The following is a 26,909-nucleotide window of genomic DNA, read 5'->3' as shown; positions in this document are numbered from 1 at the left end:
ATTTATTAATATACGATTTGTCAAATTTGTATTTGATTATGATAAAAAATAGATAAATTCGTAGCCTGTTAACAAAAACATTTCTATGAAAGATTTACAAAAAGGAGATAAAAAATTACTAAATGCCTGGGCATTTTATGATTGGGCAAATTCAGTTTATACACTTACTATTGCATCGGCAGTATTTCCGATTTTTTATGAAGCTTTATTTTCAGAGCGTGATCACTACATTGATGTTTTTGGAATGCATTTAAAAAATTCTGCTTTAATTAGTTTTATTACGGCTATAGCATTTCTGGTTGTATCTTTTATATCTCCATTTTTATCAGGGATTGCTGATTATGTTGGAAATAAAAAATCATTCATGAAATTTTTCTGTTATATGGGAGCTTTGTCCTGTATGGGGTTGTATTGGTTTGATCTTGATAATATTTATATTGGCTTGATGTTTTATTTTTTTGGTTTATTAGGATATTGGGGAAGTTTAGTTTTCTATAATTCTTATTTACCGGATATTGCATTTGAAGAGCAACAGGATAAAATAAGTGCCAAAGGATATTCATTAGGATATATAGGAAGTGTAATTTTATTGGTCATCAATTTAGCGATGATTATGAAACCAAAACTTTTTGGAATTGCAGGTACAGATAGCGAAGCAGCAATGAAAGCAATGCGATATTCATTTGTGATGGTAGGAGCCTGGTGGATATTATTTAGCCAGTATACCTATTACTATTTACCAAAAGGAAGAAAAGAGACAGGTGAAAAGCTAACAAAATCTGTTATATTTAATGGGTTCAATGAATTGAAGAAAGTTTGGGCTTTATTGCAGGAAAACATTCCATTAAAACGTTATTTAGGAGGTTTTTTTGTTTCAAGTATGGCAGTACAAACCGTATTACTTGTTGCTACATATTTTGGAGCTCAGGAAATTCAATGGGCAAGTAAGGAAGAAGGTACTATTGGGTTGATTGTTTCTATTTTACTGATACAATTAATAGCTGTTGCTGGTGCCGTAATAACTTCAAGAGCATCTGCAAAATTTGGAAATATCCCAACTTTGATTGTAATTAACGGTATATGGGTAGTATTTTGCGCAATTGTTTACTTTATTTATTTACCAATTCATTTTTACATTGCAGCCACTATCGCAGGATTTGTAATGGGAGGAATTCAGGCATTGTCACGTTCTACATATTCAAAATTATTACCTGAAACAGAAGATACAGCTTCATTCTTTAGTTTTTATGATGTCGCTGAAAAAATAGGAATTGTAATAGGAATGTGTGTTTACGGTATTATCGATCAGATTACTGGCAGTTCACGTTCAGCAATTGTAATTTTAGGAATCTTCTTTGTAACAGCAATTATACTTTTAAGAAGAGTACCAAAAAAGGCACTTTAAATTAATAAAGTGCCTTCTCGGGGATTTAATTTGTCGCGAATATGACAAACTTATTTGATTGATGATCTTAATTTTTAGAGTTTTTATTCTAACTAATTATTTTATTATAATTATGCTTTTGATATACTACCGGATCCTGAAACCTTTACATCACGTTTTTCAGGATTCCCTGTATATTTAATATCACCGGAACCAGCTATTCTTGCTGTTAAGCTTTCGATGCAATTAACACGACTGTTTCCAGACCCTGAAACATTTACATCAGCAACTTTTGTTTTTAAATTTGTTGCATCAATATTTCCCGATCCTGCAAGTTTTGTGGTTAAACTATCAGAGTTTCCTTTTAAATGTATATTACCGGAACCGCTTAAATTTAATTCTAAGGAATTAGAATCTACATCTAAATTAAAGTTTCCTGAACCGGCCAGTTTCGCTGAAAATTTATCATTTTTAATAACGTCTTTAGACATGATATTGCCTGAACCGGATAAATTTACTTCTGATATTTTTTGAAACGGAACTGTAACTTCAATTTTTTTACCAATACTTGGTCTGATATTACTGCCTTTTTCTACATAAATTTTCAGGATATTATTTTCTACTTCGACTTTTACAGCAGCAACCAGGTTCTCTTCTCCCTTAATTATAATTTTACCTTCTTTGCCTGCAACTAAATCTACATCAAAAGAGCCGGAAACTTTTATTACGTCATAATCTGATGTGGTTCTTGTTTCAGAAACGACATTACCGTTTCCTTTAATTTTATCCGGCGATTGTGCATTTGCGATACAGCTTAATAATAGTGCACTAAAAATGAATGTTTTAATTGAATTTTTCATTGTTTTGATTGATTTAAATTTTGATTGATTTAATGTGTTATTGTTTTTTAGTTAGTACGACATTTCCATAGCTGGAATTGATTACTACTTTATTCTGTCCTTTTTTCTTATTATATCCACTTATTTTTTTCGTGTTACTCTTAACTTCGCTGACCAAAACATCTAAAGAACTATCATTTTTAATGCTTCCGTATCTCGTGTTTATATCAAAATCAAAAGAGTAATTTATGTTATATCCCAATGAAATATTTGTATATCCAGTGTTTAGATTAACATTTTTTGGTTTTTCATTCAGCGATTCTACATTGATTTTAGAATAGGTCGCATCAATATTTAAATCTTTCGAAATTTCTGCAATAGAAACTGTCAGGTAGTTTCCGGTACCCACGAGCGAGTTTATTTTTTGAAATTTAAAAGTTCCGTAACTTCCCTGGTATTTTATATTTTGCCCATCTTGTAAAGTAACATTTGTATAATTTGCATCAAGATTTAAGTTTCCTGATTCGTTTATTTTTATGCTTGAATAACGTGCTTCAATATTTCCGCTTTTAATATAATCAATCGTAGAATTTTGACTGTATCCAATATCAATTCGATTACTCGATCCGTTTAGGTGACCAATTATAATCTTACCATATTTACAAGCAATATCAGTAGAAGACTCTAAATTTAAAGTCGTTATATTTCCGTACTTGTTATTAAGCTTGACAGATCCGTTTTTTGGAATTTTAATAACATAGTTTATTTCGAAACTATTGCTGCTTCCTTTGCTTTTCAACGATGAGCTCGCAATATTAGTTACTGCAGAAACCATTGCTTTCAAGGCAGTAATATTTACATCAATACTGTTTAGTTTTTCGTTTACCCAATCCTCATTTGCACCTGAAACCTTGATGGTGATATCCAGATCGATTTTATCTTCATCCCAGGTACTTACGGTAATATTTCCGTATTTGTTATCAATATCAATTCCTGCGTTTGAATTAACGATATAGGTTTTTTTAATATTTTTTTGTTTTGAAATGTAACTGTCATCGTTCGAAAATCCTAAAAAAGGAATTAAAATAAATAGAAATATTATGTTATAATGTTTTTTCATCAGTAGTATTTTTAAATTTTTCGTTTTCTTCAATTCGCTGCAAAACCGTTTGTAAAAAAGATATTCGGGTTTGAAGGTTGCTAATCATAGCATAAATAATTTGTTTATTTTCACCGTTTTTTTGAACTTCTTTTAGAATTTTTTCATAATCTGCATCAAAAACTTTCATTTGTTTTAAGGCATCATTTATGATTTGTTCGTTTTCCGGTGAACTTTTTTCTTTTAATTTAACTAGCTCATTGTCAATTAAAATACTGAATATCGAATCAGTTCGTTTTGTTTCTTTAGATGCAAATTTAAATTCCTTAGGCTTTTCATTATAAGTATTAAAAAACACTGATAATCCCAACAACACAACTATAGAAGCCGCAATTGCCCAAACAGCGTAATTTTTTTTCTTCGGCTGTTTTTTATTCAATTTGTTTAAGAAATCAAGCTGATGATCAGAATTCATTCCTTTAACATCCCATTGATTTTCAAATCTTTCAAATAATTGATCTAAATCGTCATTTTCCTTTTTCATATTTCCTCTAATTTTTTTCTTAAACTTTCTTTAGCCCTGCTTAATGTTGTTCTGCAATTGGCATAACTGATATTCAAAATTTCGCTAATCTCTTCCTGATCATAACCTTCTATATAAAATAGTGTCAAAACCATACGATAATTGTCTTTTAGACTTAAAATCGTATCTAAAACTTGTTTCACTTTAAGGGAGTTGAAATCGATGCTTTCAGAAAAAAAAGTATCATTTTCTTCTATTTTATATAATGTTTTACTCAAATCTTCGACCTGAAAAGCGTTATTCTTTTTATAAAAGTCAATACTATAATTGACGATTATTTTTTTTAGCCACGCTCCAAAGGCAACTTCTTGTTTGTAATCGTTAATTTTCATAAAAGCTTTTAGAAATCCTTCCTGCATGACGTCTTGTGCAAAATGTTCATCCTTAACAATACGGTACGCCACATTGTACATTGCTTTACTGTAACGATTGTAAACTTCGAATTGGGCCTTTTGGTTATTCTCTTTACAAAGCGTGATTAATTCTTCGATATTTTGGTTTGTGATACTCAAGTAATGGTTGCTAGTTTTATATAAGGACTTTGCTTTTTTTGGTTTGTTACACTTTTTATAAAAATAATTAATTTTTTATTGACAATAACTTTAAAAATCGCACAATGCTAAATTCTAAAATCAATTACTCTTTATTTTATGTAAGATTTTTATTTCAATTTATTAAGTCTATATTTGCAGATTAAAATTGATAATATGAAAAAAATTAATGTTTTATTTCTTTTGTTTTTTGTTCTAGGTCAGTCTTTTACATCTTGCACGAAAGATTTTGAGGATGGTGGGGATTATAATGGTATTAATAACGGTATTGGAGGTAATGATGGTATTGGAGGGAATGATGGTGGTTCCGGGGATGGCAATATAATAGAAAACACGAGTGATTATTGGCCATCAGCTGTTGGAAATCAATGGATTTTAGATGAGAATGGATCTGAAGTTTCAATGAAAATGATTTCAAAACAAGGTGATTATTATAAATTTAATCAATTTTCCGGAATAGGAGATGGAATTTCAGGTACAGGATCAGTTTGGTTAAAAAAAGTAAAAGGCGATTATTTTATTAAAATTGATGAGCTAACGGTAGATTATGGAGAAGGCATGTCCGGGAAGATGTCAGGCTATGAATTTATTTTCTTTAAAGACTATTTAGAAATAGATAAAACCTGGACAGGGAACTTTATACAAACAACTTCTTTTAATATTGCAGGTTTGCCATCTGTAACCATGAATATAAGTTATACAGGAACTATTTTAGAAAAAGGTTCTTCAGTTACTATAGGAACAAGTACTTATAATGATGTTATAAAATTTAAATTCCATCAGGAAGCAAAAATATTAGGTCAGCTAGCGACAACCACTGATGCTGAATATTGGATAGCAAAAGATGTTGGCGTTATAAAATTTACAGCCAATGGAATTGTAAGTTCCTTAAAAACGTATGATGTTAAAAAGTAAAAAATAATTGATCAAAGAAAATCCGAAAGTGATTTCGGGTTTTCTTATTCTTTATAATTAATGTTGTTTGATAATTTAAAATACCAAAAGTAACATTTGAAAACTTTCTTTTTTGGTTTTGGCATAATGATTGTCTATTTTTACGGCCTATCATGTAAACCAAACACTTAATGAATTTGTACTAAAAACTACAGAGCGTTTGGGTAAATTTGCATTTAGGATTAAAAAATTAATGACAAAACGACTTATATACTATTATGTCAAACCATAAAATACTCACAATTGACAATCTGTCACTTCAAGAATTTGATTCAGAAGCAGAATTGATTCCATTATTAACTCCAGAAGACGAAGAGGAAATGAACAATGAAGAGCTTCCGCTTTCGTTACCAATTTTACCTTTACGCAATACGGTTTTATTTCCCGGAGTAGTTATTCCAATTTCTGCAGGAAGAGATAAATCGATTAAATTAATAAACGACGCTAATGCCGGCGGAAAAATCATTGGAGTAGTTTCTCAAATTAATGAAGAAGACGAAGATCCATCAAAAGATGATATTCATAAAATAGGAACGGTTGCAAGAATTCTACGTGTTTTAAAAATGCCTGACGGAAACGTTACCGTTATTTTACAGGGAAAAAAACGTTTCGAAATAGACGAAGTCGTTTCAGAAGAACCTTATATTACGGCAACGATTAAAGAAGTTTCAGAAGAACGTCCGGAAGAAAATGATACAGAATTTACAGCTATTTTAGATTCTGTAAAAGAATTGGCTATTCAGATTATTAAAGAAAGTCCAAATATTCCTTCAGAGGCTACTTTTGCGATTAAAAATATTGAAAGTCAATCGTTTTTGATCAATTTTGTTTCTTCTAATATGAATTTATCGGTAAAAGAGAAACAAGGTCTTTTATCTATAAACGGATTAAAGGAAAGAGCTCTTGAAACCTTACGTTATATGAACGTTGAGCTGCAAAAATTAGAATTAAAAAATGACATTCAGTCAAAAGTTCGTTTTGATTTAGACCAGCAACAACGCGAGTATTTTCTTCACCAGCAAATGAAAACCATTCAGGAAGAATTGGGAGGCGTTTCGCAAGAGGAAGAAATGGACGAAATGGGGCTGAAAGCGAAAACCAAAAAATGGGACGAAAAAACGCAAAAACATTTCGAAAAAGAATTGTCTAAAATGCGCAGAATGAACCCCCAATCACCTGATTTTGGAATTCAGCGTAACTATTTAGAATTGTTTTTAGAATTGCCATGGGGCGAATATTCAAAAGATAAATTCGATTTAAAACACGCTCAGAAAATATTAGATAAAGATCATTTTGGACTTGAAGAAGTTAAGAAAAGAATGATTGAACACTTGGCTGTTTTAAAACTTCGTAACGATATGAAATCACCAATTATATGTTTGACAGGACCTCCGGGAGTTGGTAAAACATCAATTGGACGCTCAGTTGCTGAAGCTTTAGGTCGTGAATACGTGCGTATTTCGCTAGGTGGTTTACGCGACGAAGCAGAGATTCGCGGACATAGAAAAACATATATTGGTGCAATGCCGGGAAGAATTATCCAGAGTTTAAAGAAAGCCGGAACATCAAATCCAGTTTTTATTCTGGATGAAATTGATAAACTTTCAAGCGGAAATAGCGGAGATCCGTCTTCTGCGTTATTAGAAGTTTTAGATCCGGAGCAAAACAATGCTTTTTATGATAATTTCCTCGAGATGGGATATGATTTGTCTAAAGTGATGTTTATTGCTACATCTAATAATATGTCTACAATCCAGCCAGCTTTGCGTGACAGAATGGAAGTGATTAAAATGTCAGGATATACGATTGAAGAAAAAGTAGAAATTGCAAAAAGACATCTTTTTCCAAAACAATTAGAAGCGCATGGTTTAACAGCCAAAGATTTGACAATTGGTAAAAAACAATTAGAGAAAATCGTAGAAGGATATACACGAGAATCCGGTGTTCGTAATTTAGAAACTAAAATTGCTCAGGTAATTCGTAACGCTGCAAAATCAGTTGCGATGGAAGAGGAGTATAACAAAAAAGTAACTGACGAAGATATTGTCAAAGTTTTAGGTGTACCAAGATTAGAACGCGATAAATATGAAAATAATGATGTTGCAGGGGTTGTTACAGGTTTAGCCTGGACAAGTGTTGGTGGTGATATATTATTTATTGAATCCTTAATATCTGAAGGAAAAGGTTCGTTGACCATTACTGGAAATTTAGGTAATGTAATGAAGGAATCAGCTACAATTGCTTTAGAATACATTAAGGCAAATGCTAAAAAGTTAGGACTTAGTGTCGAGTTATTTCAAAAATATAACATTCATTTACACGTTCCTGAAGGAGCAACGCCAAAAGACGGGCCAAGTGCCGGTATTGCAATGCTGACCTCATTAGTTTCTTTATTAACTCAAAAGAAAGTTAAGAAAAGCCTGGCTATGACAGGTGAAATTACACTTCGTGGAAAAGTTTTACCAGTTGGAGGTATAAAAGAAAAAATCTTAGCAGCAAAAAGAGCCAATATTAAAGAGATTATTTTATGTCATGAAAATAAAAGTGATATTGATGAAATCAAAGCTGAATATTTAGAAGGTTTGACTTTTCATTATGTGAAAGAAATGAGCGAAGTTCTTGCTTTGGCTTTGACTGATCAAAATGCTAAAAATGCAAAAGTCCTTAAATAAACTTAATTAAGTTCTCATATTTAAATTCCAAATTCTAATCTTAGATTTAAGATGAGAATTTGGAATTTTTAATTTAATTTAAATTGTTTTTTTAGGATTTTGACCTTTAAAATTTGGTATAATTGTTGGTTTTCAAATAGTTAATAAAATTATTTTATAAGTTATATAATTTTATATTTGTATTTGCGTTATTCCCATATAGGAATCGCCCCGAAAGCATGTTAAAACGATTTGTTTTACTTTTTTTTATATTAGTTTGTTCGATTTCTTTCGGACAAGTTGGAGGACGTTACACCTATCAGTTTCTTAATTTAACGACTTCACCAAGGCAGGCAGCGTTAGGAGGGAAAACGATAACAATTTATGATGAAGATGTCAATCAAGTGATGTCGAATCCTGCAGCATTAAATGAAGATATGGACAACCACCTGGCAATGAATTATGGTAGTTACTACGGAGAAGCGTCTTATGGTACAGCTTCTTACGCCTATACATACGACAGGCACGTGCAAACTTTTTATGCAGGAGTAAGTTATGTAAACTACGGATCCTTTGAAGGTTATGATGAAAACGGTCAGGCAACGTCAAATTTTACAGGGAGTGAAGGCGCATTATCATTAGGTTATGCTTATAATATTCCTTATACAGATATACATGTAGGAGCAAATGCGAAGTTAATAACTTCAACTTTAGAAAGTTATAATTCTATAGGTGGTGCAATTGATGTGGGAATTATGTATGAAATTGAAAAAAATAATGTAAATTTGGCCCTGGTATTTAGAAATATTGGTACACAATTTACTACTTATTCAGGAATACAAGAGAATTTGCCCTTTGAAATCATTGCCGGTGTTTCGCAGGAATTAGAACATGTACCTATTCGTTGGCATCTTACTTTAGATAATTTGCAACAATGGAATATTTCTTTTTCGAACCCCGTTCGTAGCGAAACCAATATTGATGGGTCAACAAGTGAGGAAAAAGTTTCATTCGTAAATAATGCTTTGAGGCATGTTATTTTTGGAGTAGAACTTTTTCCACAGAAAGCATTTAATTTGCGTTTAGGATATAATTTTAGAAGAGCTGAAGAATTAAGGATTGATGAACAACGTAATTTTTCAGGAATTTCATTAGGATTTGGTTTAAAAATAAATAAGTTAAAGTTTAATTATTCGTATTCGAGATATACATTGGCAGCTAATACAAGTCTTTTTGGTCTAATTTTAAATTTTCAATAATTATATGAAAATATTTAGTTTATTGTTGTTTATGACTTTAGGTGTTTTAACGGGTTCAAAACACTATTACAAAAATGAAACTACTATTACCAGTCTAGAAATAGAAAGGATAAATACTAGAGTAACCGAAATAAGAAACATGATTAGTATTGATCCTAAATACAATACTAAAATTGCTTTTTTTGTTGACATGAGAATACCTTCGGGTAAAAATCGTTTTTTTGTTTATGACTTAGTAAACAATAAAATATTAGATCAGGGATTAGTGGCACACGGTTCCGGATCTGAAACTGGAGTTAAGGGAAGCTTGAAATTTAGTAACACTCCAAACTCTAATTGCACGGCATTAGGAAGATATGCTATAGGTAAATGCTATAAAGGCGGATTTGGAAAAGCGTATAGATTAAGCGGTTTAGATGAAACCAATAACAATGCTTTATCAAGAGCTATCGTTTTACATTACTATTCAGCAGTTCCTTATGATGAACAAGATTATTATATTAGTAATAGTCATGGATGTCCAATGGTTAACGAGCAATTTTTTAAGAGAATAGAAAAATATATTGATACTTCAAAATCAAATATTATCCTGGATATTTATTATTAGAATCCTTTATTGAATACAGCTTTTTATTTAATTCTATTGATTTGGTATCAATGGTTATTCTTATTTTGTCTTTAATTTTAAATTACTTTTTTAATCCTTTATATTAGTATGAAGAAGATCTTTTTTGTTTTTCTTTTAATGCTAGTTGTTCTTTTTGGGTATAAAATTATTTTTAGTACGAATACTTTTTTATCAAAAAATGATAAGAGTATTGATATCGCACAAATCAATGCAGTAAAAAAATTGATAAATAGCAATTCAAAATACAATAGTAGAATTGCTTTTTTTATTGATATGAAAATACCTTCGGGTCAAAATCGTTTTTTTGTTTATGATTTAAAGCTAAATAAGATTATTGATAGAGGATTAGTTGCGCATGGCTCTGGGTCTGAGACTAAAATAAAAGGGAGGCTAAAATTTAGTAATGTCCCAAATTCATTAAGTACTTCACTGGGAAAATATTCAATTGGAAACTATTATATAGGTAAGTTTGGAAAAGCTTATAAGTTGTACGGATTAGATACAACTAATAGTAATGCCTTTATTCGCGATATTGTATTTCATTATTATTTTGATGTTCCATATAAAGAACAGGATAACTATATTTGCAATAGTTACGGCTGCCCTATGGTTAATAAAAGATATTTTGACCGAATGGCTGCAATAATAGATAGCTCAAAATCAAATATTGTTATGAGTATTTATTATTAAAAACCTTAATTGTATTAAACTTTAAAATATAAAAAATTGAAAAAAATCACCATTGCAATTGATGGGTTCTCATCAACAGGAAAAAGCACTTTAGCAAAACAATTAGCAAAAGAGCTGCATTATGTTTATGTAGACACCGGAGCAATGTATCGTGCAGTTGCCTATTTTGCAATGCAAAATCAGCTTATAAAAGCTGATTTTTTTGATAAAAAAGCACTAATTGAGGCTTTGCCAAATATTCAGTTAGAATTTAAATTTAACGCTGATCTGGGTTTTGCCGAAATGTATTTAAATGGTGAAAACGTCGAAAAACAAATTAGAACTATTGAAGTTTCTAACTTTGTAAGTAAAGTAGCAGAAGTTTCTGAAGTTCGTTCTAAGTTGGTTGAACAACAACAGGAAATGGGGAAAAACAAAGCTATTGTTATGGATGGCAGAGATATAGGAACGGTTGTTTTTCCTAACGCAGAACTTAAAGTTTTTATGACAGCCAGTGCAGAAACACGTGCTCAAAGACGTTTTGACGAACTGCAGCAAAAAGGTGACGATGTATCTTATGAAGAAGTTTTGAAAAATGTTGTCGAAAGAGATTACATAGATACACACCGTGAAGATTCTCCTTTAGTGATTGCAGATGACGCAATTGAAATAGATAATTCTTATTTAAGCAGAGAAGAACAGTTCTCAGCTGTTTTAGAATTAATAAATGATGTTGTAAAAACGAATTAAATTTTTGTAGATATTTATTTTAATGGTAGTTTTACCGCTTCATTTATTATTTTAAAGACAATTTCATCATATGGGAATTAAAAACAGGTTGATTATAATGAGCTTTCTTCAATTTTTTGTTTGGGGAGCCTGGCTTATAACAATTGGAAATTATTGGTTTGGAACAAAAAATTGGGAAGGAACCCAATTTGGTCTTGTTTTCGGAACTATGGGAATTGCTTCTTTATTCATGCCGACTCTAACAGGAATCATTGCTGACAGATGGGTAAATGCTGAAAAATTATATGGTTTGTTACATATATTTTATGCAGTCGTTTTATTTGGTATTGCACAGGTAACTACACCGGATAATTTTATATACGTAATGTTTGCAGCAATGTGTTGTTATATGCCAACAATTGCACTAAGTAATTCAATTTCGTATACTTCATTAAAACTGAATAACAAAAATATAGTAAAAGATTTTCCGCCTATTCGTGTTTGGGGAACTATTGGTTTTATCGCCGCGATGTGGATTACTAATTTAAGCGGAAGTAAAGCAACTGAATATCAATTTTATATTGCCGGAGTTGGAGCCTTAATTCTTGGAATTTATGCTTTTACATTACCAAAATGTGAGCCACAGCGTTTAACTAAAGAAGATGCTTCGTTAGTTGAAACTTTAGGATTAGAGGCTTTTAAATTATTTGGAAATTATAAAATGGCTTTGTTTTTTGTGTTTTCTATGTTTTTAGGAGGTGCATTACAATTAACAAATGCTTATGGAGATGTATTCTTAGATGAATTTAAGCATTTTCCTAAATATGCAGATTCTTTCGTAATCAAATATTCGACTATTATTATGTCGATTTCTCAGGTATCTGAAACCTTGTTTATTTTGGCTATTCCGTTTTTCTTAAGACGTTTTGGAATCAAACAAGTTATGTTGATTAGTATGTTGGCTTGGGTATTACGTTTCGGATTATTTGCTTTTGGAGATCCTGTTGGAGGATTATGGATGATTATTTTGTCTTGTATCGTTTATGGAATGGCATTTGACTTCTTTAATATCTCAGGTTCATTATTTGTAGAAAGCAACACCGATTCTAAAATACGTTCATCAGCACAAGGTTTATTTATGATGATGACAAATGGAGTAGGAGCAGTTTTAGGAAGCTTAACTTCAGGTTGGGCAATTGATCGTTTCTTTACAAAATCATTTCATAATACAACTGAATTAGCTGGATTTTTGCAAACAGACGCTACGAATTCTAAAATGTTAGATTTTGTAAAAGGTCAGGGAAATTCAATTTCTACAGATGGAATTTTTACAAATCCAATTTTAATGAAAGACTGGCATACGATCTGGTTGTCTTTTGCAGCTTATGCTTTGGTTATAGCAATTGCTTTTGCAGTTTTGTTCAAGCACAAACATGATCCTAAGGAAATAGAAAATTTGAGTCATTAAGATTTTACAAATTATATTTAAAACCCGCTTTCTATTTATTGAAAGCGGGTTTTTCTTTTTCTGTTTATATGTATATTTGATTATTCATCTTTAGGTAATACTATGCAAAATCAACAAAAATCAATTCCACCTTTTAAGGCTGTCAGTTCAAAACCAATATTATGGCTGAATTTTGTCTTTGGTTTATTTTGGGTGTGTTTTGTCCTTTTTTTCGTTGCAGGAATTGTCTTTTTACTTTTTAGCTCCCATGAAGAAATTGGGCTAGATGTAATAGCTTACGTTTTTTTGTTTTTGATTTTTTTTATTGCTTTAGCTGGTATAGTTGTATTGTTAATTTATTCAAGAAAAAAAATATATACTACAACTGTAATTGACGAAAAAGGAATTCGGTATTTGAATAAATTCAATAACAAAATTGTCAAAGAATTGCCCTGGAATAGTTTTGCTAAAAGAGAAAAGCTTGAATATGTTTTTGAAGTTCCAAAATTTGATGTTAGTTCGCAAATGCCAATGAAGTCACTTTTTGATCAGTTTTATTGGCCTGTTTTAATTGATAATAAGGTAACAGTTCATAATGATGCTTTTTTAGGAAGGCATTTTTTTGTAATGTTTTATGTAAATAGATTAGAGTTGATTAGGACATTTTTATTAGGTGTTGCTCATTATAGACCTGATATTACTGTTGACCCCATCATTTTTACAAATCATTATATCAATCCGGAGAACTATAGTATTGATTATCGTCAACAAAAACGGGTTAGAATTATGTCTGCTGTGTTTTGTATTGTTGTTTTAGGATTGATTTATTATTTTGTAAATTGATGATTTATAACACTTATTTTAAAGACGTAATCAAATCTTCTACTTGTCTTTTTTGTTCTGCATATTTTTGTTGAAGCTCAGAGCCTTCTCCCATTCGTTTGTAATATTCAAGACCTTTATTAGCGAAGAATTTTTTATGAAAGTTGGATATTTCAGGAATTTGCGGAAACTGAATATGAAAGTTCATTTCGAAATAACCCTGCCATTCTCGCTCGTTTTTATCTAAGACATAAGGTTTTATTGTTTTTTGATTAACGTGAACCATTTCGTGAGCAATTAAAACAAGCATTAATTCTAGCGGAAACTCGAAAGTGTTTTTAGGTATACGTATAATTTGAGGTTTGCCAAAATCTCCTTCAGTTGTCATGAGGATAAAATCCGGTTTAGCATTTTCTCTAAACTCAAATCCTTTTAAATTAGTATTTTTGAGATTATACTTTTTTAATAACCAATAAACAGCATTGATAACTTGTCCGTTTTTATGGAAAGTGTCTATTTTTAGTTTTATTTCGTCAAGTCTCATAGCCATAAAATTAAAATATGCGATTAAAGTTTCTTATAAATTTACATTTATATTTATGAACTGATATTTTTTATAGGTTTTTGTTTACAATTTAAAGATTGTACATTTGCCTATAAAACTGCAATATGTTATCTCAATATAAGAATTCTCTTCCTCCGTTTCGCACTGTTCGTTCAATTTCTAATATATTTTGGGGATTTACAACTGGTATTTTTGTTCTAGTACTGGCATTAGTAGGAGTTGGTCTGATGATTTATTTAATAGCAGAATTATTTACAGAGCCTTTAATGTCCGGAAAAGAGGTTTTAGGTTTAATTGTTTTGGTAGTATCAATTGCCGCTGCAATTGGCTTTTTTATATATAAGGTAGTCTATGAAAGAAGAAAACGATATACCACTACTATCATAGATGAAAAAGGAGTTCATTATTATAATCGGTTTAATAATACTGTTGTCAATGAATTACTCTGGAGTCAATTTACTGAAAGACCTTTAGGAAAACAAAAAGGAATTTATATCGCAAAATTTGATATTGATTGTTTGAGCTATAATTCAAGAGGAGCCAAGTCTGATGGAGGTAGTGTAACGAAGCTTTTTTGGAGAGTTATAGTAAATGAAAAGGAAATTATTCATAGTGAATATTTTACTTCGAGTCATCTTTTTGGTGGTATTTATATTAATCGAGCAGATTTGATTCGGGGATTTTTATTGGGGCTAGCGCATTACAGACCTGATCTTACCATAAATCCCTGGATTTTTATTGCAAACTCAATCAATATTAAGGATTATACTTTTTATCCCAAATCAGTATTTTCTGATCTGCTTTTAGTGCTGTTTTATGTATTGTTGATGTTGTTTATTTTGTTTTTGTTTTACGATAGTTCAACACCTTTTGAGAAGGAAAACATTCAGAAAATGATTCATGATTTGTTTGTAAAACTTAGAAGTGTAATAGAATTTTAAAGATTAGAAATGAATGGTTAAACCCGACAGGTTTTTAAAACCTGTCGGGTTTGCTCTGATTACGGATTAATCTTCGTCGAAGTTTCAGACTTAAATAAAAGATAGCTCCGTATAGTAAAAAGAGCTTCGACTTCGCTCAGCCTGACAGATAGGGTTGTTGAAAATGATAAAATTTCTAATCTAGCCCCGATAGAGCGGTTATCCTTTTATGTCCGCCGCTGAGGATAAAAAATAGTAGAGAAAGCGGGACTTCAGGTCTTGAAAACCTTAAATTTGCTACTCCTGAGCAATTAGCTGATAATCATTTAGAATTGTTTTGCTATTACAAAAAAATGTATTAATTTTGCAAACCTTTTGGCAGAGAAGAGTTTCCATTAGGTATCAACTATTTATGTAAAACAACTTCTGTTTTTTCTATCGCATTAAGAAACTCAAGAAAAACAGAATACAAATTTTTTATCAGCATGTCTGAACAATTAAAATCACAAGAAGAGTTTTTAGCAAATTTTAACTGGCATAACTTCCAAGAAGGAATTGATGCAGTTGATGAGAAAAACTTACAAGAGTTTGAAGAACTAGTATCTAAAACTTTCATCGCTACAGATCAAGAAGAAGTAGTTGAAGGAGTTGTTGTTAGAATTACAGATAGAGACGTTATCGTTGATATCAATGCTAAATCTGAAGGTGTTATTTCTTTAAACGAGTTCCGTTACAACCCAAACTTAAAAGTAGGTGACAAAGTAGAAGTATTAATCGACATCCGTGAGGACAAAACAGGTCAATTAGTATTATCTCACAGAAAAGCACGTACTATTAAATCATGGGATAGAGTTATTTCTGCAAACGAAACAGGAGAAATCGTTAATGGTTTTGTAAAATGCAGAACTAAAGGTGGTATGATCGTTGACGTTTTCGGAATTGAAGCTTTCTTACCTGGATCTCAAATTGACGTTAAGCCAATTAGAGACTACGATGTATATGTAAACAAAATGATGGAATTCAAAGTGGTAAAAATTAACCACGAATTCAAAAACGTTGTTGTATCTCATAAAGCGCTTATCGAAGCTGATATCGAAGTACAGAAAAAAGAAATCATCGGTCAATTACAAAAAGGACAAGTATTAGAAGGTGTTGTTAAAAACATTACTTCTTATGGTGTGTTCATTGACTTAGGTGGTGTTGATGGATTAATTCACATTACTGACCTTTCTTGGAGCAGAATCAACCACCCAAGTGAAGTTCTTGAATTAGACCAAAAATTAAACGTTGTAATCCTTGATTTCGATGATGAGAAAACAAGAATTCAATTAGGATTGAAACAATTAAACGCTCACCCATGGGATGCTTTAGATGCTAATTTAACAATTGGTGATAAAGTAAAAGGTAAAGTAGTTGTAATCGCTGATTACGGTGCATTTATCGAAGTTGCAGAAGGTGTTGAAGGTTTAATCCACGTTTCTGAAATGTCATGGTCTACTCATTTACGTTCTGCTCAGGATTTCGTAAAAGTTGGAGATGTTGTTGAAGCTGTTATCTTAACTTTAGATAGAGATGACCGTAAAATGTCATTAGGTATCAAACAATTGACTCAAGATCCATGGACTGATATCACTTCTAAATACCCAGTAGGTTCTAAACATACAGGTATCGTTAGAAACTTTACAAACTTTGGTATTTTCGTAGAATTAGAAGAAGGAATTGATGGATTAATCTACATTTCTGACCTTTCTTGGACTAAGAAAATCAAACACCCATCTGAATTTGTAAATGTTGGTGAGAAACTTGATGTAGTTGTATTAGAATTAGATGTTGAAGGACGTAAATTATCTTTAGGTCACAAACAAACTACTGCTAATCCTTGGGATCAATACGAAGACTCTTTCGCTGTAGGAACTATCCACAATGGTGAAATTTCTGAAATCGTTGACAAAGGAGCTACTGTAGAATTCGGAGATGATATCGTTGCTTTCATTCCTACTCGTCACCTTGAAAAAGAAGACGGAAAGAAATTGAAAAAAGGCGATACTGCTGATTTCAAAGTAATCGAATTTAACAAAGAATTCAAAAGAGTAGTTGCTTCTCACACTGCTATCTTCCGTGAAGAAGAAGAGAAAAACGTGAAAGCTGCAACTGAAAATACTTCATCTAACTCTTCTACAAATGCACCAGCTGCAACTTTAGGAGATAACAATGATGTATTAGCTGCATTGAAAGCTAAAATGGAAAAAACTGAGAAAAAATAATTTTTAGTTTCCTCTAAATAGAAAGTCCTACAGCAATGTGGGACTTTTTTTTAGTTTATATTTTTTGTTTTAAGATGTTTTAACAAATAAAGTTGTGTTATTCTGTTAAAAAGTTATTTTTGTATAAAAATATGATATATGAAGAAACTTTACTTTTTAGTTACAGCTTTATGCTTTGTTAACGTTTTGAGTGCGCAGGTTATTAATTTTCCTGATGCAGTTTTAAAAAATATTTTGATTTCTACAAATTGTGTCGACAATAATAATGATGGTATAGCCGATAGTGATGCTGATACAAATAATGATAATGAGATTGATTATAATGAAGCTAGTGTAATTAACAATCTATATTTGGATGGAAATATTAGCTCTTTAGAAGGTTTTGATTCTAATTTTTTTTCAGGATTGAAAAACTTGAGTATTAAAAATACTTCTTTAACTAAAATAAGCCTTTCCTATTTTGGTTCATTAAAGATTTTAAAAATAAATAATAATTCACAATTAAAATCTTTGCTTTTAACTTATCTGACTTCTTTATCAACTCTTGATTGTTCTAATAATCAATTGAATTTTATAAAAAGAGATAATACCAATAATATTGCTAACGTTAATTGTAGTTATAATAATTTGACTACACTATATTTTTCAGATACAAACGCATTAACTAATTTAAACTGCTCAAATAATAACATTTCAACTTTATTTTTAAATCGTCTATATAACGTTTTTAGTTCTCTGGAGTTTAATAATAATTTAAATTTAAACTCTATTTGTGCATACCAAAGTGATATTTCATTAATTCAAAATAAATTAGCAGAATATGGAATTTCTAATGTTACAGTAGTAAATTCTTGTGCTTTACCTCCATGTGCAGCAGGAACCATATGTTTTGATGATGAAAATTTTAAAAATTCTATTTTAAGTAATACAACTATTGATTTAAACTTTGATGGTGAAATTCAATTTTCTGAAGCATTACAAGTAACTAAAATGAGCATAGCTTCAAATGTGAAGTCAATTAATACAATTAAGTATTTTACCAACCTAAAAAGTTTAACTATTGTTAGTACACAAATTGGAGAAACAATAGATTTAACCAGTTTGGTTAATTTAGAAGATTTGACTGTAGAATGGAACAGTAGTCTTTCAACATTAAAAATAGATAATTTAGTTAACTTAAAGACTTTAAATATTAATAATAATCATAATTTGTTCGGTTTGTATGCAAATGGACTTACAAATCTTAGCAGTGTTAAATGTAATATAAATCAATATTTATCTGTTTTTCAAATGAAAAACGCCTCTAATTTATTAACTATTGATTGCTCAAACAATGCTATTACATCTTTGGATTTATTAAACGGTACAAACATAAAATCCATTAAATGCAGTAATAATAATATAACTTATTTAAACACTGGATCTACAACAAATTTAATTGATTTAAATTTTTCCGGAAATAAAATTACCGCTTTTAATTTTTTACCATTTGTAAATTTGCAAACGCTTAATTTTTCTGCAAATCCAATATCAATTTTTGATTTAACGGGATTAAATAATTTACAAAAACTTGAATGTCAAAGTGCAAAGCTTTCAAAAGTAGATGTTTCCTATTTACCTAATCTAAAAGAATTAAATTGTGGATATAATAATATTTTAACTGATATTTTTATTAAAAATAATAATCCTAATCAGGATTTGATAGCATTAAACATAATTGGAAATTTAAATCTTAAACATATTTGTGCAGATATTATAGATTTTAATGTTATTCAAAAAAGCATAGATTTAAGTGGTTTAAATAATGTTTTATTAGATTCTAGTTGTAGCTGCGTAGGTGCTTGCAGTGATGCAATTATTAATATTCCAGATCCAATTTTTAAAGCAAAATTATTATCTGCAACTAATCAAAATTATGTGGCAAGGAATTTATCTGGTTCTTATTTTAAAATTGATGCCAATAATGACAAAGAAATACAATTAAGCGAAGCATTTAATGTTTATTCTTTGACTTTAAATGAAAGTAATATTTCTTCTTTACTTGGAATTGAGTATTTTGTAAATGTGGGAGTATTAGATTGTTATTTTAATAAGATTAAATTACTTAATGTTAGTAATTTATCAAAATTAGCTTATATACAATGTCAGGGAAATGGTTTAACTTCATTAAATATAAGTGGTTTAACAAAAATTCAACGACTTATTTGTTCTTCAAATAGTCTAACATCTTTGGATCTTAGCAATTTAACCGAATTAACGCATCTTGACTGTTCAGCAAACCAATTGTCATCATTAATGATAAAAAATGGAATAGATGAAGACCGACTTTATATTACTCCAAATCCCAATTTAAAATACATTTGTGCTGACGAATCTCAAATCGCAGCTATACAGTCACAACTTTTATCAGCAAATATGAAAGATTGTAATGTTAATTCGTATTGTACATTTAAACCAGGAGGTAAGTTTTATGCAATTAAAGGAAATAATAGATTAGATTTAAATAATAATGGATGTGACAATGGAGATATTAAATTTCAAAATATGAAAGTTAATATTGCAAATCAGACTATAACAAACAGTTCTGCATCTGATGAAAATGGTGATTACAATTATTATGTTAAATCGGGATCTTATGATGTTACTCCAATACTAGAAAACCCGGCGTATTTTAATGTTTATCCAACAACTACTAAAGTTACTTTTCCAACAGAATCCAGTCCATTTACTCAAGATTTTTGTATTACTGCAAACGGTGTTCATCCAGATTTAGAAGTTGTTTTATTACCATTAGATCCTGCGAGACCGGGTTTTAATGCTACATATAAAATTATCTATAAAAATAAAGGAAATACTACGCAATCTGGCTCAGTTAATTTAAGTTTTGATGATGCTGTTTTAGATTTCGTTACAGCAAAACCAATACCGGTGACTAATTCCTTTAATAATTTATCTTGGAATTTTGTTAATTTATTGCCATATGAAACTCGCGAAATTAAATTTACTGTAAATGCAAATTCTCCAATAGAAAGACCAGCATTAAATATTGGGGATATATTAAAATTTAAAACAACAATAGCAGGCGCTGTAACAGACGAAACTCCAATTGATAATACATTTACTTTAAATCAAACTGTTGTTGGTTCTTATGATCCAAACGATAAAACTTGTCTGGAAGGAACTGTTATCACGCCGAGTTTAATAGGCGAGTATGTTCATTACATGATCCGCTTTGAGAATACAGGAACCTATGCTGCACAAAACATCGTTGTAAAAGACATGATTGATTTATCTAAATTTGATATTTCAAGTTTAATTCCAACCAGTTCAAGCCATCCCTTTGTAATTAAAATATCAGAAGGAAATAAAGTAGAATTCATTTTTGAGAATATCAATCTTCCTTTTGATGATGCAAATAATGATGGTTATATAGCTTTTAAAATCAAGACAAAACCAACATTAAAAGTGGGAGATACGTTTGAAAACGAAGCAAATATTTATTTTGATTATAATTTTCCAATTTTAACCAATAAAGCTACTTCAAAATTTGAAACTACATTAGGAACGCAGGATTTTGAGTTTTCTAATTATTTCATTTTGTATCCAAATCCTACAAGTGATATTTTAAATATCAATGCGACAAAAGATATAGAGATAAAATCGTTGAATATTTATGACATTTTGGGACAAGTTGTTATTGCAGTTCCTAATGCGCAAACGGTTTCCAGCATTGATGTATCAAAGCTTAGAACTGGTAATTATTTTATAAAAGTAAAATCAGATAAAGGAAGTTCAAGTATAAAGTTTATCAAGAAATAGCCTTTAGTTTCATTTAAAAAGAAAGTCCCAATTACTCTGGGACTTTTTTATGCTTTATAGTTTTAGTTTTAACAAAATTTAACAAAAAAAGTTGTATTATTCTCTTAAAAAGTTATTTTTGTAGTAAAATTAATCCATATGAAGAAAATCTACTTTTTAGTTCCTATTCTGTTCTTTTTTAATGTTTTAAGCGCTCAGGTTATTAGCATTCCTGATATTAATCTTAAAATGAAGTTGATATCTATGAATATTGACAAAAACTCAAATTTCGAAATTGAAATTAATGAAGCATTAAATGTGCCTTTTTTAGATCTTAGCAATTCAAACATTAGCTCTTTGAGCGGATTAGAAAATTTTACCAATTTAGAGTATTTAAATTGTAGCAACAATCCAATATTTAACAGAATTGATTTTAATTTATTAAAGAAACTTACTTATCTAAATTATTCTAATATTCAAAGTAATACTTATTTTAACATTGACAATTCAAATCTTACTACATTAGTACTTGATGGATCGACAAATCTAAAAGAACTTTACGTTACAGGTAATAAGAATCTAACTTCATTAAGTACAGTTGGCGCAATAAATCTAACAGATCTTTTTTGTACTAATAACAAACTAACCTCAATAAATGTAGCTGGATTAGTTAGTCTTAAAAATTTGCAATGCAACAGCAATCAATTGCAAACGTTGGATGCGAGTGGGTTACCAAATCTTAAAGGTTTGGGTTGTGGCGGAAATTTATTAACGTCATTGAACGTTACCGGATCAACAAATATTACGAGTTTATCATGTCAAATGAATAAATTACCTAATTTAAATGTGAGCGGTTTAGTTAATTTAGTTAGTTTACTTTGCTATTCTAATCAATTAACAGGCTTGAACGTGAATGGATTAGTAAAATTAAATGAGCTTTATTGTGACGGAAATTTTATTCCTTCATTGAATTTAGCCGGTTTAGTAAGTCTTGATTTCTTAAATTGTACTAATAATCAATTAACAGAATTAAACGTAAACGGGTTAACAAATCTTAAAAGTATAAAATGCGGTTATAATAAATTAGCCTCAATAAATTTAACGGGTTTAACCAGTCTAACAAATTTAGAATGTTATCACAACGAGTTTAAAACATTAGATTTAAGTGATTTAAAAAATATTGAACAATTTAGTTGTTACCAAAATAAGCTTACAACTTTATTTATTAGAAACGGAAGTAATGAAACAAAACTACTTGACTTTTCACAAAACCCTAATCTTGAATACGTTTGTGCTGACGAAAGTCAGATAGATCAAGTGCAGCAATTAGTTACAAAATATGGTTATACCAATTGTAATGTAAATGCATATTGTTCGTTTAAACCAGCTGGTACTTATTATACTTTTCAGGGAATTAACAAAGTAGATGCTAATAATAACGGGTGTGATGTTTTAGATTCAAGTTCGCCAAATTTAAAATTTAACTTATCTGACGGTACAAATACTGCAAGTTTTATATCGAATACAAACGGAAATCATTCTATTTTTTTTCCAGCCGGTACTCATACAATAACACCGGTTTTAGAAAATCCAGCGTATTTTAATATTTTTCCATCGAATGTAAGTGTTACCTTTCCAACACAGGCAAGTCCGGTGAATCAGGATTTTTGTATAACAGCAAATGGTGTTCATTCTGATTTAGAGATTGCAATTTTGCAAATTGTTCCGGGAAGACCAGGATTTAATTCTGTTTTCAAAATTATTTATAAAAACAAAGGAAATACAACGCAATCTGGCGTTGTAAATCTAGCTTTTCATGATTCAGTTTTAGATTTAATTACTGCAAATCCGGTTGTTGCCACTCAAACAACAAATAGTTTGTCATGGAATTTTACATCCTTGAAACCTTTTGAATCTAAAGAAATTAATGTCACCTTTAAATTAAATTCTCCAACAGAAGTTCCTGCGCTAAATATCGGAAATATTGTGTCGTATCTCGCAACCATAACATCTACAAATACAGATGAAAATGCATCAGATAATACATTTACTTTTGATCAAACCGTTGTAGGTTCTTATGATCCAAATGATAAAACTTGTCTTGAAGGTTCTGTTATTACGTCAAATTTAATAGGCGAGTATGTTCATTATATCATTCGTTTTGAAAATACAGGAACATATCAGGCTCAAAATGTTGTTGTAAAAGATCTAATTGATTTTTCTAAGTTTGATATTTCAACTTTAGTTCCAACAAGCTCAAGTCATTCATTTGTAACTAAAATTTCAGATGGAAACAAAGTAGAATTCATTTTCGAGAATATCAATCTTCCTTTTGATGATGCCAATAATGATGGGTATATCGCTTTTAAAATAAAAACAAATCCAACATTAAAAGCAGGAGATACTTTTGCAAACGAGGCAAATATTTATTTTGATTATAATTTTCCAATTTTAACCAATAAAGCTACTTCAAAATTCGAAACTACATTAAAAACCTCTGATTTCGAGTTTTCTAATTATTTTACTTTGTATCCAAATCCTGTAAGTAATATTTTAAATTTCAATACAAAAGAAGACATAACAATACAATCTTTGATGATTTATGATATTTTAGGTCAAGTTGTAATAGCAGTTCCTAATGCGCAAACGGTTTCCAGCATTGATGTATCAAAGCTCAGAACTGGTAATTATTTTATAACAGTAAAATCAGACAAAGGAAATTCAAGTAAGAAGTTTATAAAGAAATAACTTTTAGTTTTATTTAATATAAAGTCCCATTGAAAGTGGGACTTTTTTTGCTTTATATTTTTAATTTTAAGAAAATTTAACAAATAAAGTTGTGTTATTATCTTAAAAAGTTATTTTTGCATGAAAAATTACTTATATGAAGAAAATCTACTTTTTGGTTCTGGCTTTAAGCTTTTTTAATGGTTTGTATGCGCAAATAATTAGTATTCCAGATACTAATTTTAAAGATAAATTGTTATCATCGGCACTTTATTCAGATATTGCAAAAGATCTCAATGGCAATAAGATAAAAATTGATTCTAATGGCAATGGCGAAATTGAAATTAATGAAGCTGAAAAGATAAGTGAACTTTATTTAAACGAAAATGTAGTCATTAAAAGAATAGCTTCATTAACTGGTATTTTATATTTTAAAAATTTAAAGAAAATAACATTAGAATATGGTAATCTTTCTACACTTGATTTAGCTGGATTAGATAAGCTGGAAACTTTATCAATTGAGGGAAACCAACAACTAAAGTCTATTAACTTAAGTGGTTTAAATAATCTTAAAATATTAGATCTATATGGCTGCAAGCTTACGACGCTAGATTTAAGTACTTTGTCCAATCTTGAAAATCTTGATTGCACTGGTTGTAGATTAACCAATATTGACGTAAGTGATTCATTTAATTTGAAAACACTAAATTGTAGTTACAATTTATTTACCTCATTAAGTATTGCTGGTCTAAGTAAACTCAATAATCTCGTTTGCAGTAATAATCCTATCACTGATTTGAATTTACAAGGATTAGATAATCTACAATTTCTAGAATGTGATTATACTAATTTAACAACTCTAACTTTGAATGGTTTTCCAAAATTAGAGAATGTTCTAAGTAGATGGGGAACATTAACATCAATAAAGATATCAAATTTGCCAAATCTGAAAAGGTTGGAATGTTTTTATAATAACATTACTGATTTTGATGTTACCAATACAAGTAAACTTGAATGGTTAAGTTGCGGCAATAATAATATCAGTAATTTGGATATTAGTGCTTTTAACGAGTTAAAATTTTTAAATTGTGAAACCAATAAAATTAGTTCATTAGAAACTAATAATTTGTCAAAATTAGAAATCCTGTATTGCGGTATAAATAAATTTACCAGTCTTGATGTTCAATCTTCGCCTAATCTTCAAACTTTATCTTGTTCTAATAATCAGATTAAAATATTAAATTTAGAAAATTTGCCAAAGCTTCTAGAGGTAAATTGCAGTTACAATCAAATTGAGGCGTTGGATTTTAATAGCGCTAAAAAGATTTCACAAATTACGTGTAATAATAATAATCTGGTCTATTTATTTGTAAAAAATGGTAAACAGGAAGGATTAGGTTTATATGACAGTTTTAGTTATTATAACAATCCTAATTTAAAATACATTTGCGCGGATGATACTGATATAGAACAGATAGAATATTATTTATCAAATAATAATATGCCTAAAGTTAATTTAAATACATATTGTTCTTTTACGCCAGGAGGGGATTTTTACACTATTCAGGCATTAAATAAATTTGATCAAAATAATAATGGATGTGATTTAAATGATGTAGTGGTTTATGATATAAAATATAATGTAACAAGTAATTTAAAAACTGGGGTTCTGGTTTCTAATAACTCAAAAATTCCTTCTATTGAACTTCAACAAGGAAATTATAAAATAATACCAGTTCTGCAATATCCAGAATATTTTAATATATCACCAAAAGAAATAACGGTTTCTTTTCCCAACGATGCAAGTCCGCGTGTAGAAAATTTTTGTATTACTGCTGTTGACAGTCGCAGCGATTTAGAGATTATTTTAGTTCCGGGAATAGCAGCTGAGCCGGGCTTTGAAAGTACCTATAATATTGTTTATAAAAATAATGGAAACACAACTCAGTCTGGTTTTATTACAGTTAAATTTGATGACACCGTTTTGCACTATGTTTCTTCAGATAAAGATTTAATATATAAATCCGGTAATGAATTAAAATGGGATTTTAATAATTTAAAACCTTTTGAAAGCGGTAATATTACTTTTACCTTATATTTAAACAGAGCAACAGATAAACCTGCGGCCAACATAGGAGATATTTTAAAATTTAGTACAAATATTTCTTCACTAAGTTTGGATGAGACTCCATTAAATAATCTATTTGAATTAAAACAAACAGTTGTGGGTTCTTATGATCCAAATGATAAAACTTGTCTGGAAGGTACAATTGTAACACCAAATCTAATAGGCGAGTATGTGCATTATATGATCCGCTTTGAAAACACAGGAACCTCTCGCGCAAGAAATATTGTAGTAAAAGACATGATTGATTTAGCTAAGTTTGATATTTCTACTTTAATTCCAATAAGCTCAAGTCATTCATTTGTAACTAAAATTTCAGATGGAAACAAAGTAGAATTCATTTTTGAGAATATCAATCTTCCTTTTGATGATGCCAATAATGATGGTTATGTAGCTTTTAAAATTAAAACAAAACCAACATTAAAAGTAGGGGACACTTTTGCAAACGAGGCAAATATTTATTTTGATTATAATTTTCCGATTTTAACCAATAAAGCTACTTCAAAATTTGAAACTACATTAGAAACGTCTGATTTTGAGTTTTCTAATTATTTTACACTTTACCCAAATCCTGCGACTGATATTTTAAATATTAATGCTTCAAGTAATGTAGAAATACAATCGTTAGCTATTTATGATATTTTAGGGCAATTGTTAATTGCAGTTCCTAATGCAAAATCAGTATCTAATATTGATGTTTCGAGACTTAGATCTGGTAATTACTTTATAAAAGTAAAATCTGATAAAGGAAGTTCAAGTATGAAGTTTATCAAAAAATAATTCTTAGATTTTCTTAAAGCTAAAAAAGTCCCACATTGCTGTGGGACTTTTTTATGATTGGTTTAATTTAATTTGAGATTCATTATTAGAGTTTCAGGAGCTATTTCCTGCTGTT

Annotated in this window: 19 protein-coding genes; 14 read left to right on the top strand and 5 right to left on the bottom strand. The window is 29.9% G+C overall.

The window, feature by feature from the left end; genetic code table 11:
* Positions 1-85 precede the first annotated feature (85 nt).
* On the top strand, positions 86-1,405 hold the full coding sequence (locus tag BXU01_RS19805) for an MFS transporter (RefSeq protein ID WP_055091965.1): 1,320 nt from the start codon (positions 86-88) through the stop codon (positions 1,403-1,405).
* Between the two features lie 110 nt (positions 1,406-1,515).
* Here the strand turns inward: BXU01_RS19805 and BXU01_RS19800 are convergent, their stop codons facing one another.
* From BXU01_RS19800 to BXU01_RS19785, 4 genes are read right to left on the bottom strand one after another with little or no spacing between them, the layout of a single operon-like run.
* Positions 1,516-2,244, bottom strand: a complete 729-nt coding sequence (locus tag BXU01_RS19800; protein ID WP_083694889.1) for a head GIN domain-containing protein — start codon at positions 2,242-2,244, stop codon at positions 1,516-1,518.
* A gap of 37 nt (positions 2,245-2,281) precedes the next feature.
* The gene (locus BXU01_RS19795) at positions 2,282-3,343 is read right to left on the bottom strand and encodes a hypothetical protein (RefSeq protein WP_083694888.1); all 1,062 of its coding nucleotides are present in this window, start codon (positions 3,341-3,343) and stop codon (positions 2,282-2,284) included.
* Positions 3,327-3,866 carry an anti-sigma factor gene (locus BXU01_RS19790; protein WP_083694887.1) on the bottom strand — a complete coding sequence of 180 codons (540 nt, stop codon included), beginning with the start codon at positions 3,864-3,866 and terminating at the stop codon, positions 3,327-3,329. The genes BXU01_RS19795 and BXU01_RS19790 overlap by 17 nt, the downstream gene beginning before the upstream one ends.
* Complete coding sequence (locus BXU01_RS19785; protein ID WP_083694886.1) at positions 3,863-4,417, bottom strand: RNA polymerase sigma factor; 555 nt, start codon at positions 4,415-4,417, stop codon at positions 3,863-3,865. The genes BXU01_RS19790 and BXU01_RS19785 overlap by 4 nt, the downstream gene beginning before the upstream one ends.
* A 195-nt stretch (positions 4,418-4,612) precedes the next feature.
* Here BXU01_RS19785 and BXU01_RS19780 point away from each other — a divergent pair, with 195 nt between their 5' ends.
* From BXU01_RS19780 to BXU01_RS19745, 8 genes are all read left to right on the top strand, one after another.
* Complete coding sequence (locus tag BXU01_RS19780) at positions 4,613-5,371, top strand: hypothetical protein (protein WP_083694885.1); 759 nt, start codon at positions 4,613-4,615, stop codon at positions 5,369-5,371.
* A gap of 257 nt (positions 5,372-5,628) precedes the next feature.
* Positions 5,629-8,082, top strand: coding sequence for an endopeptidase La (gene lon / locus BXU01_RS19775; protein ID WP_083694884.1), 2,454 nt, complete (start codon positions 5,629-5,631; stop codon positions 8,080-8,082).
* 218 nt (positions 8,083-8,300) lie between these two features.
* Positions 8,301-9,320, top strand: a complete 1,020-nt coding sequence (gene porQ / locus BXU01_RS19770) for a type IX secretion system protein PorQ (protein WP_083694883.1) — start codon at positions 8,301-8,303, stop codon at positions 9,318-9,320.
* Positions 9,321-9,324: 4 nt separating this feature from the next.
* The gene (locus BXU01_RS19765; RefSeq protein WP_083694882.1) at positions 9,325-9,927 is read left to right on the top strand and encodes a murein L,D-transpeptidase catalytic domain-containing protein; all 603 of its coding nucleotides are present in this window, start codon (positions 9,325-9,327) and stop codon (positions 9,925-9,927) included.
* A gap of 108 nt (positions 9,928-10,035) precedes the next feature.
* The gene (locus BXU01_RS19760; protein WP_083694881.1) at positions 10,036-10,638 is read left to right on the top strand and encodes a murein L,D-transpeptidase catalytic domain-containing protein; all 603 of its coding nucleotides are present in this window, start codon (positions 10,036-10,038) and stop codon (positions 10,636-10,638) included.
* 36 nt (positions 10,639-10,674) lie between these two features.
* Positions 10,675-11,367 carry a (d)CMP kinase gene (gene cmk / locus BXU01_RS19755; protein ID WP_083694880.1) on the top strand — a complete coding sequence of 231 codons (693 nt, stop codon included), beginning with the start codon at positions 10,675-10,677 and terminating at the stop codon, positions 11,365-11,367.
* 70 nt (positions 11,368-11,437) lie between these two features.
* Positions 11,438-12,814, top strand: coding sequence for a nucleoside permease (locus BXU01_RS19750; RefSeq protein WP_083694879.1), 1,377 nt, complete (start codon positions 11,438-11,440; stop codon positions 12,812-12,814).
* 102 nt (positions 12,815-12,916) lie between these two features.
* Positions 12,917-13,636: a hypothetical protein gene (locus BXU01_RS19745; protein WP_083694878.1), complete on the top strand. Its 720-nt coding sequence runs from the start codon at positions 12,917-12,919 to the stop codon at positions 13,634-13,636.
* Positions 13,637-13,649: 13 nt separating this feature from the next.
* Here the strand turns inward: BXU01_RS19745 and BXU01_RS19740 are convergent, their stop codons facing one another.
* Positions 13,650-14,159 carry a hypothetical protein gene (locus tag BXU01_RS19740; protein WP_083694908.1) on the bottom strand — a complete coding sequence of 170 codons (510 nt, stop codon included), beginning with the start codon at positions 14,157-14,159 and terminating at the stop codon, positions 13,650-13,652.
* Positions 14,160-14,284: 125 nt separating this feature from the next.
* On the opposite strand from BXU01_RS19740, the gene BXU01_RS19735 reads away from it, so the two are divergent.
* From BXU01_RS19735 to BXU01_RS19715, 5 genes are all read left to right on the top strand, one after another.
* A complete protein-coding gene (locus BXU01_RS19735) occupies positions 14,285-15,121 on the top strand; it encodes a hypothetical protein (RefSeq protein ID WP_083694877.1) in 837 nt (278 codons plus the stop codon).
* 464 nt (positions 15,122-15,585) lie between these two features.
* Positions 15,586-17,364, top strand: a complete 1,779-nt coding sequence (rpsA, locus tag BXU01_RS19730) for a 30S ribosomal protein S1 (RefSeq protein ID WP_041518144.1) — start codon at positions 15,586-15,588, stop codon at positions 17,362-17,364.
* 138 nt (positions 17,365-17,502) lie between these two features.
* Positions 17,503-21,183, top strand: coding sequence for a T9SS type A sorting domain-containing protein (locus BXU01_RS19725; protein ID WP_255373804.1), 3,681 nt, complete (start codon positions 17,503-17,505; stop codon positions 21,181-21,183).
* Positions 21,184-21,321: 138 nt separating this feature from the next.
* Positions 21,322-23,910: a T9SS type A sorting domain-containing protein gene (locus BXU01_RS19720; RefSeq protein ID WP_083694876.1), complete on the top strand. Its 2,589-nt coding sequence runs from the start codon at positions 21,322-21,324 to the stop codon at positions 23,908-23,910.
* 136 nt (positions 23,911-24,046) lie between these two features.
* Positions 24,047-26,794: a leucine-rich repeat domain-containing protein gene (locus tag BXU01_RS19715; protein WP_083694875.1), complete on the top strand. Its 2,748-nt coding sequence runs from the start codon at positions 24,047-24,049 to the stop codon at positions 26,792-26,794.
* Positions 26,795-26,909: the final 115 nt, after the last annotated feature.

The sequence above is a fragment of the [Flexibacter] sp. ATCC 35103 genome (assembly GCF_001975985.1).
Classification (GTDB): Bacteria; Bacteroidota; Bacteroidia; order Flavobacteriales; family Flavobacteriaceae; genus Flavobacterium.
This window is presented reverse-complemented; position numbering and strand designations above follow the sequence as displayed.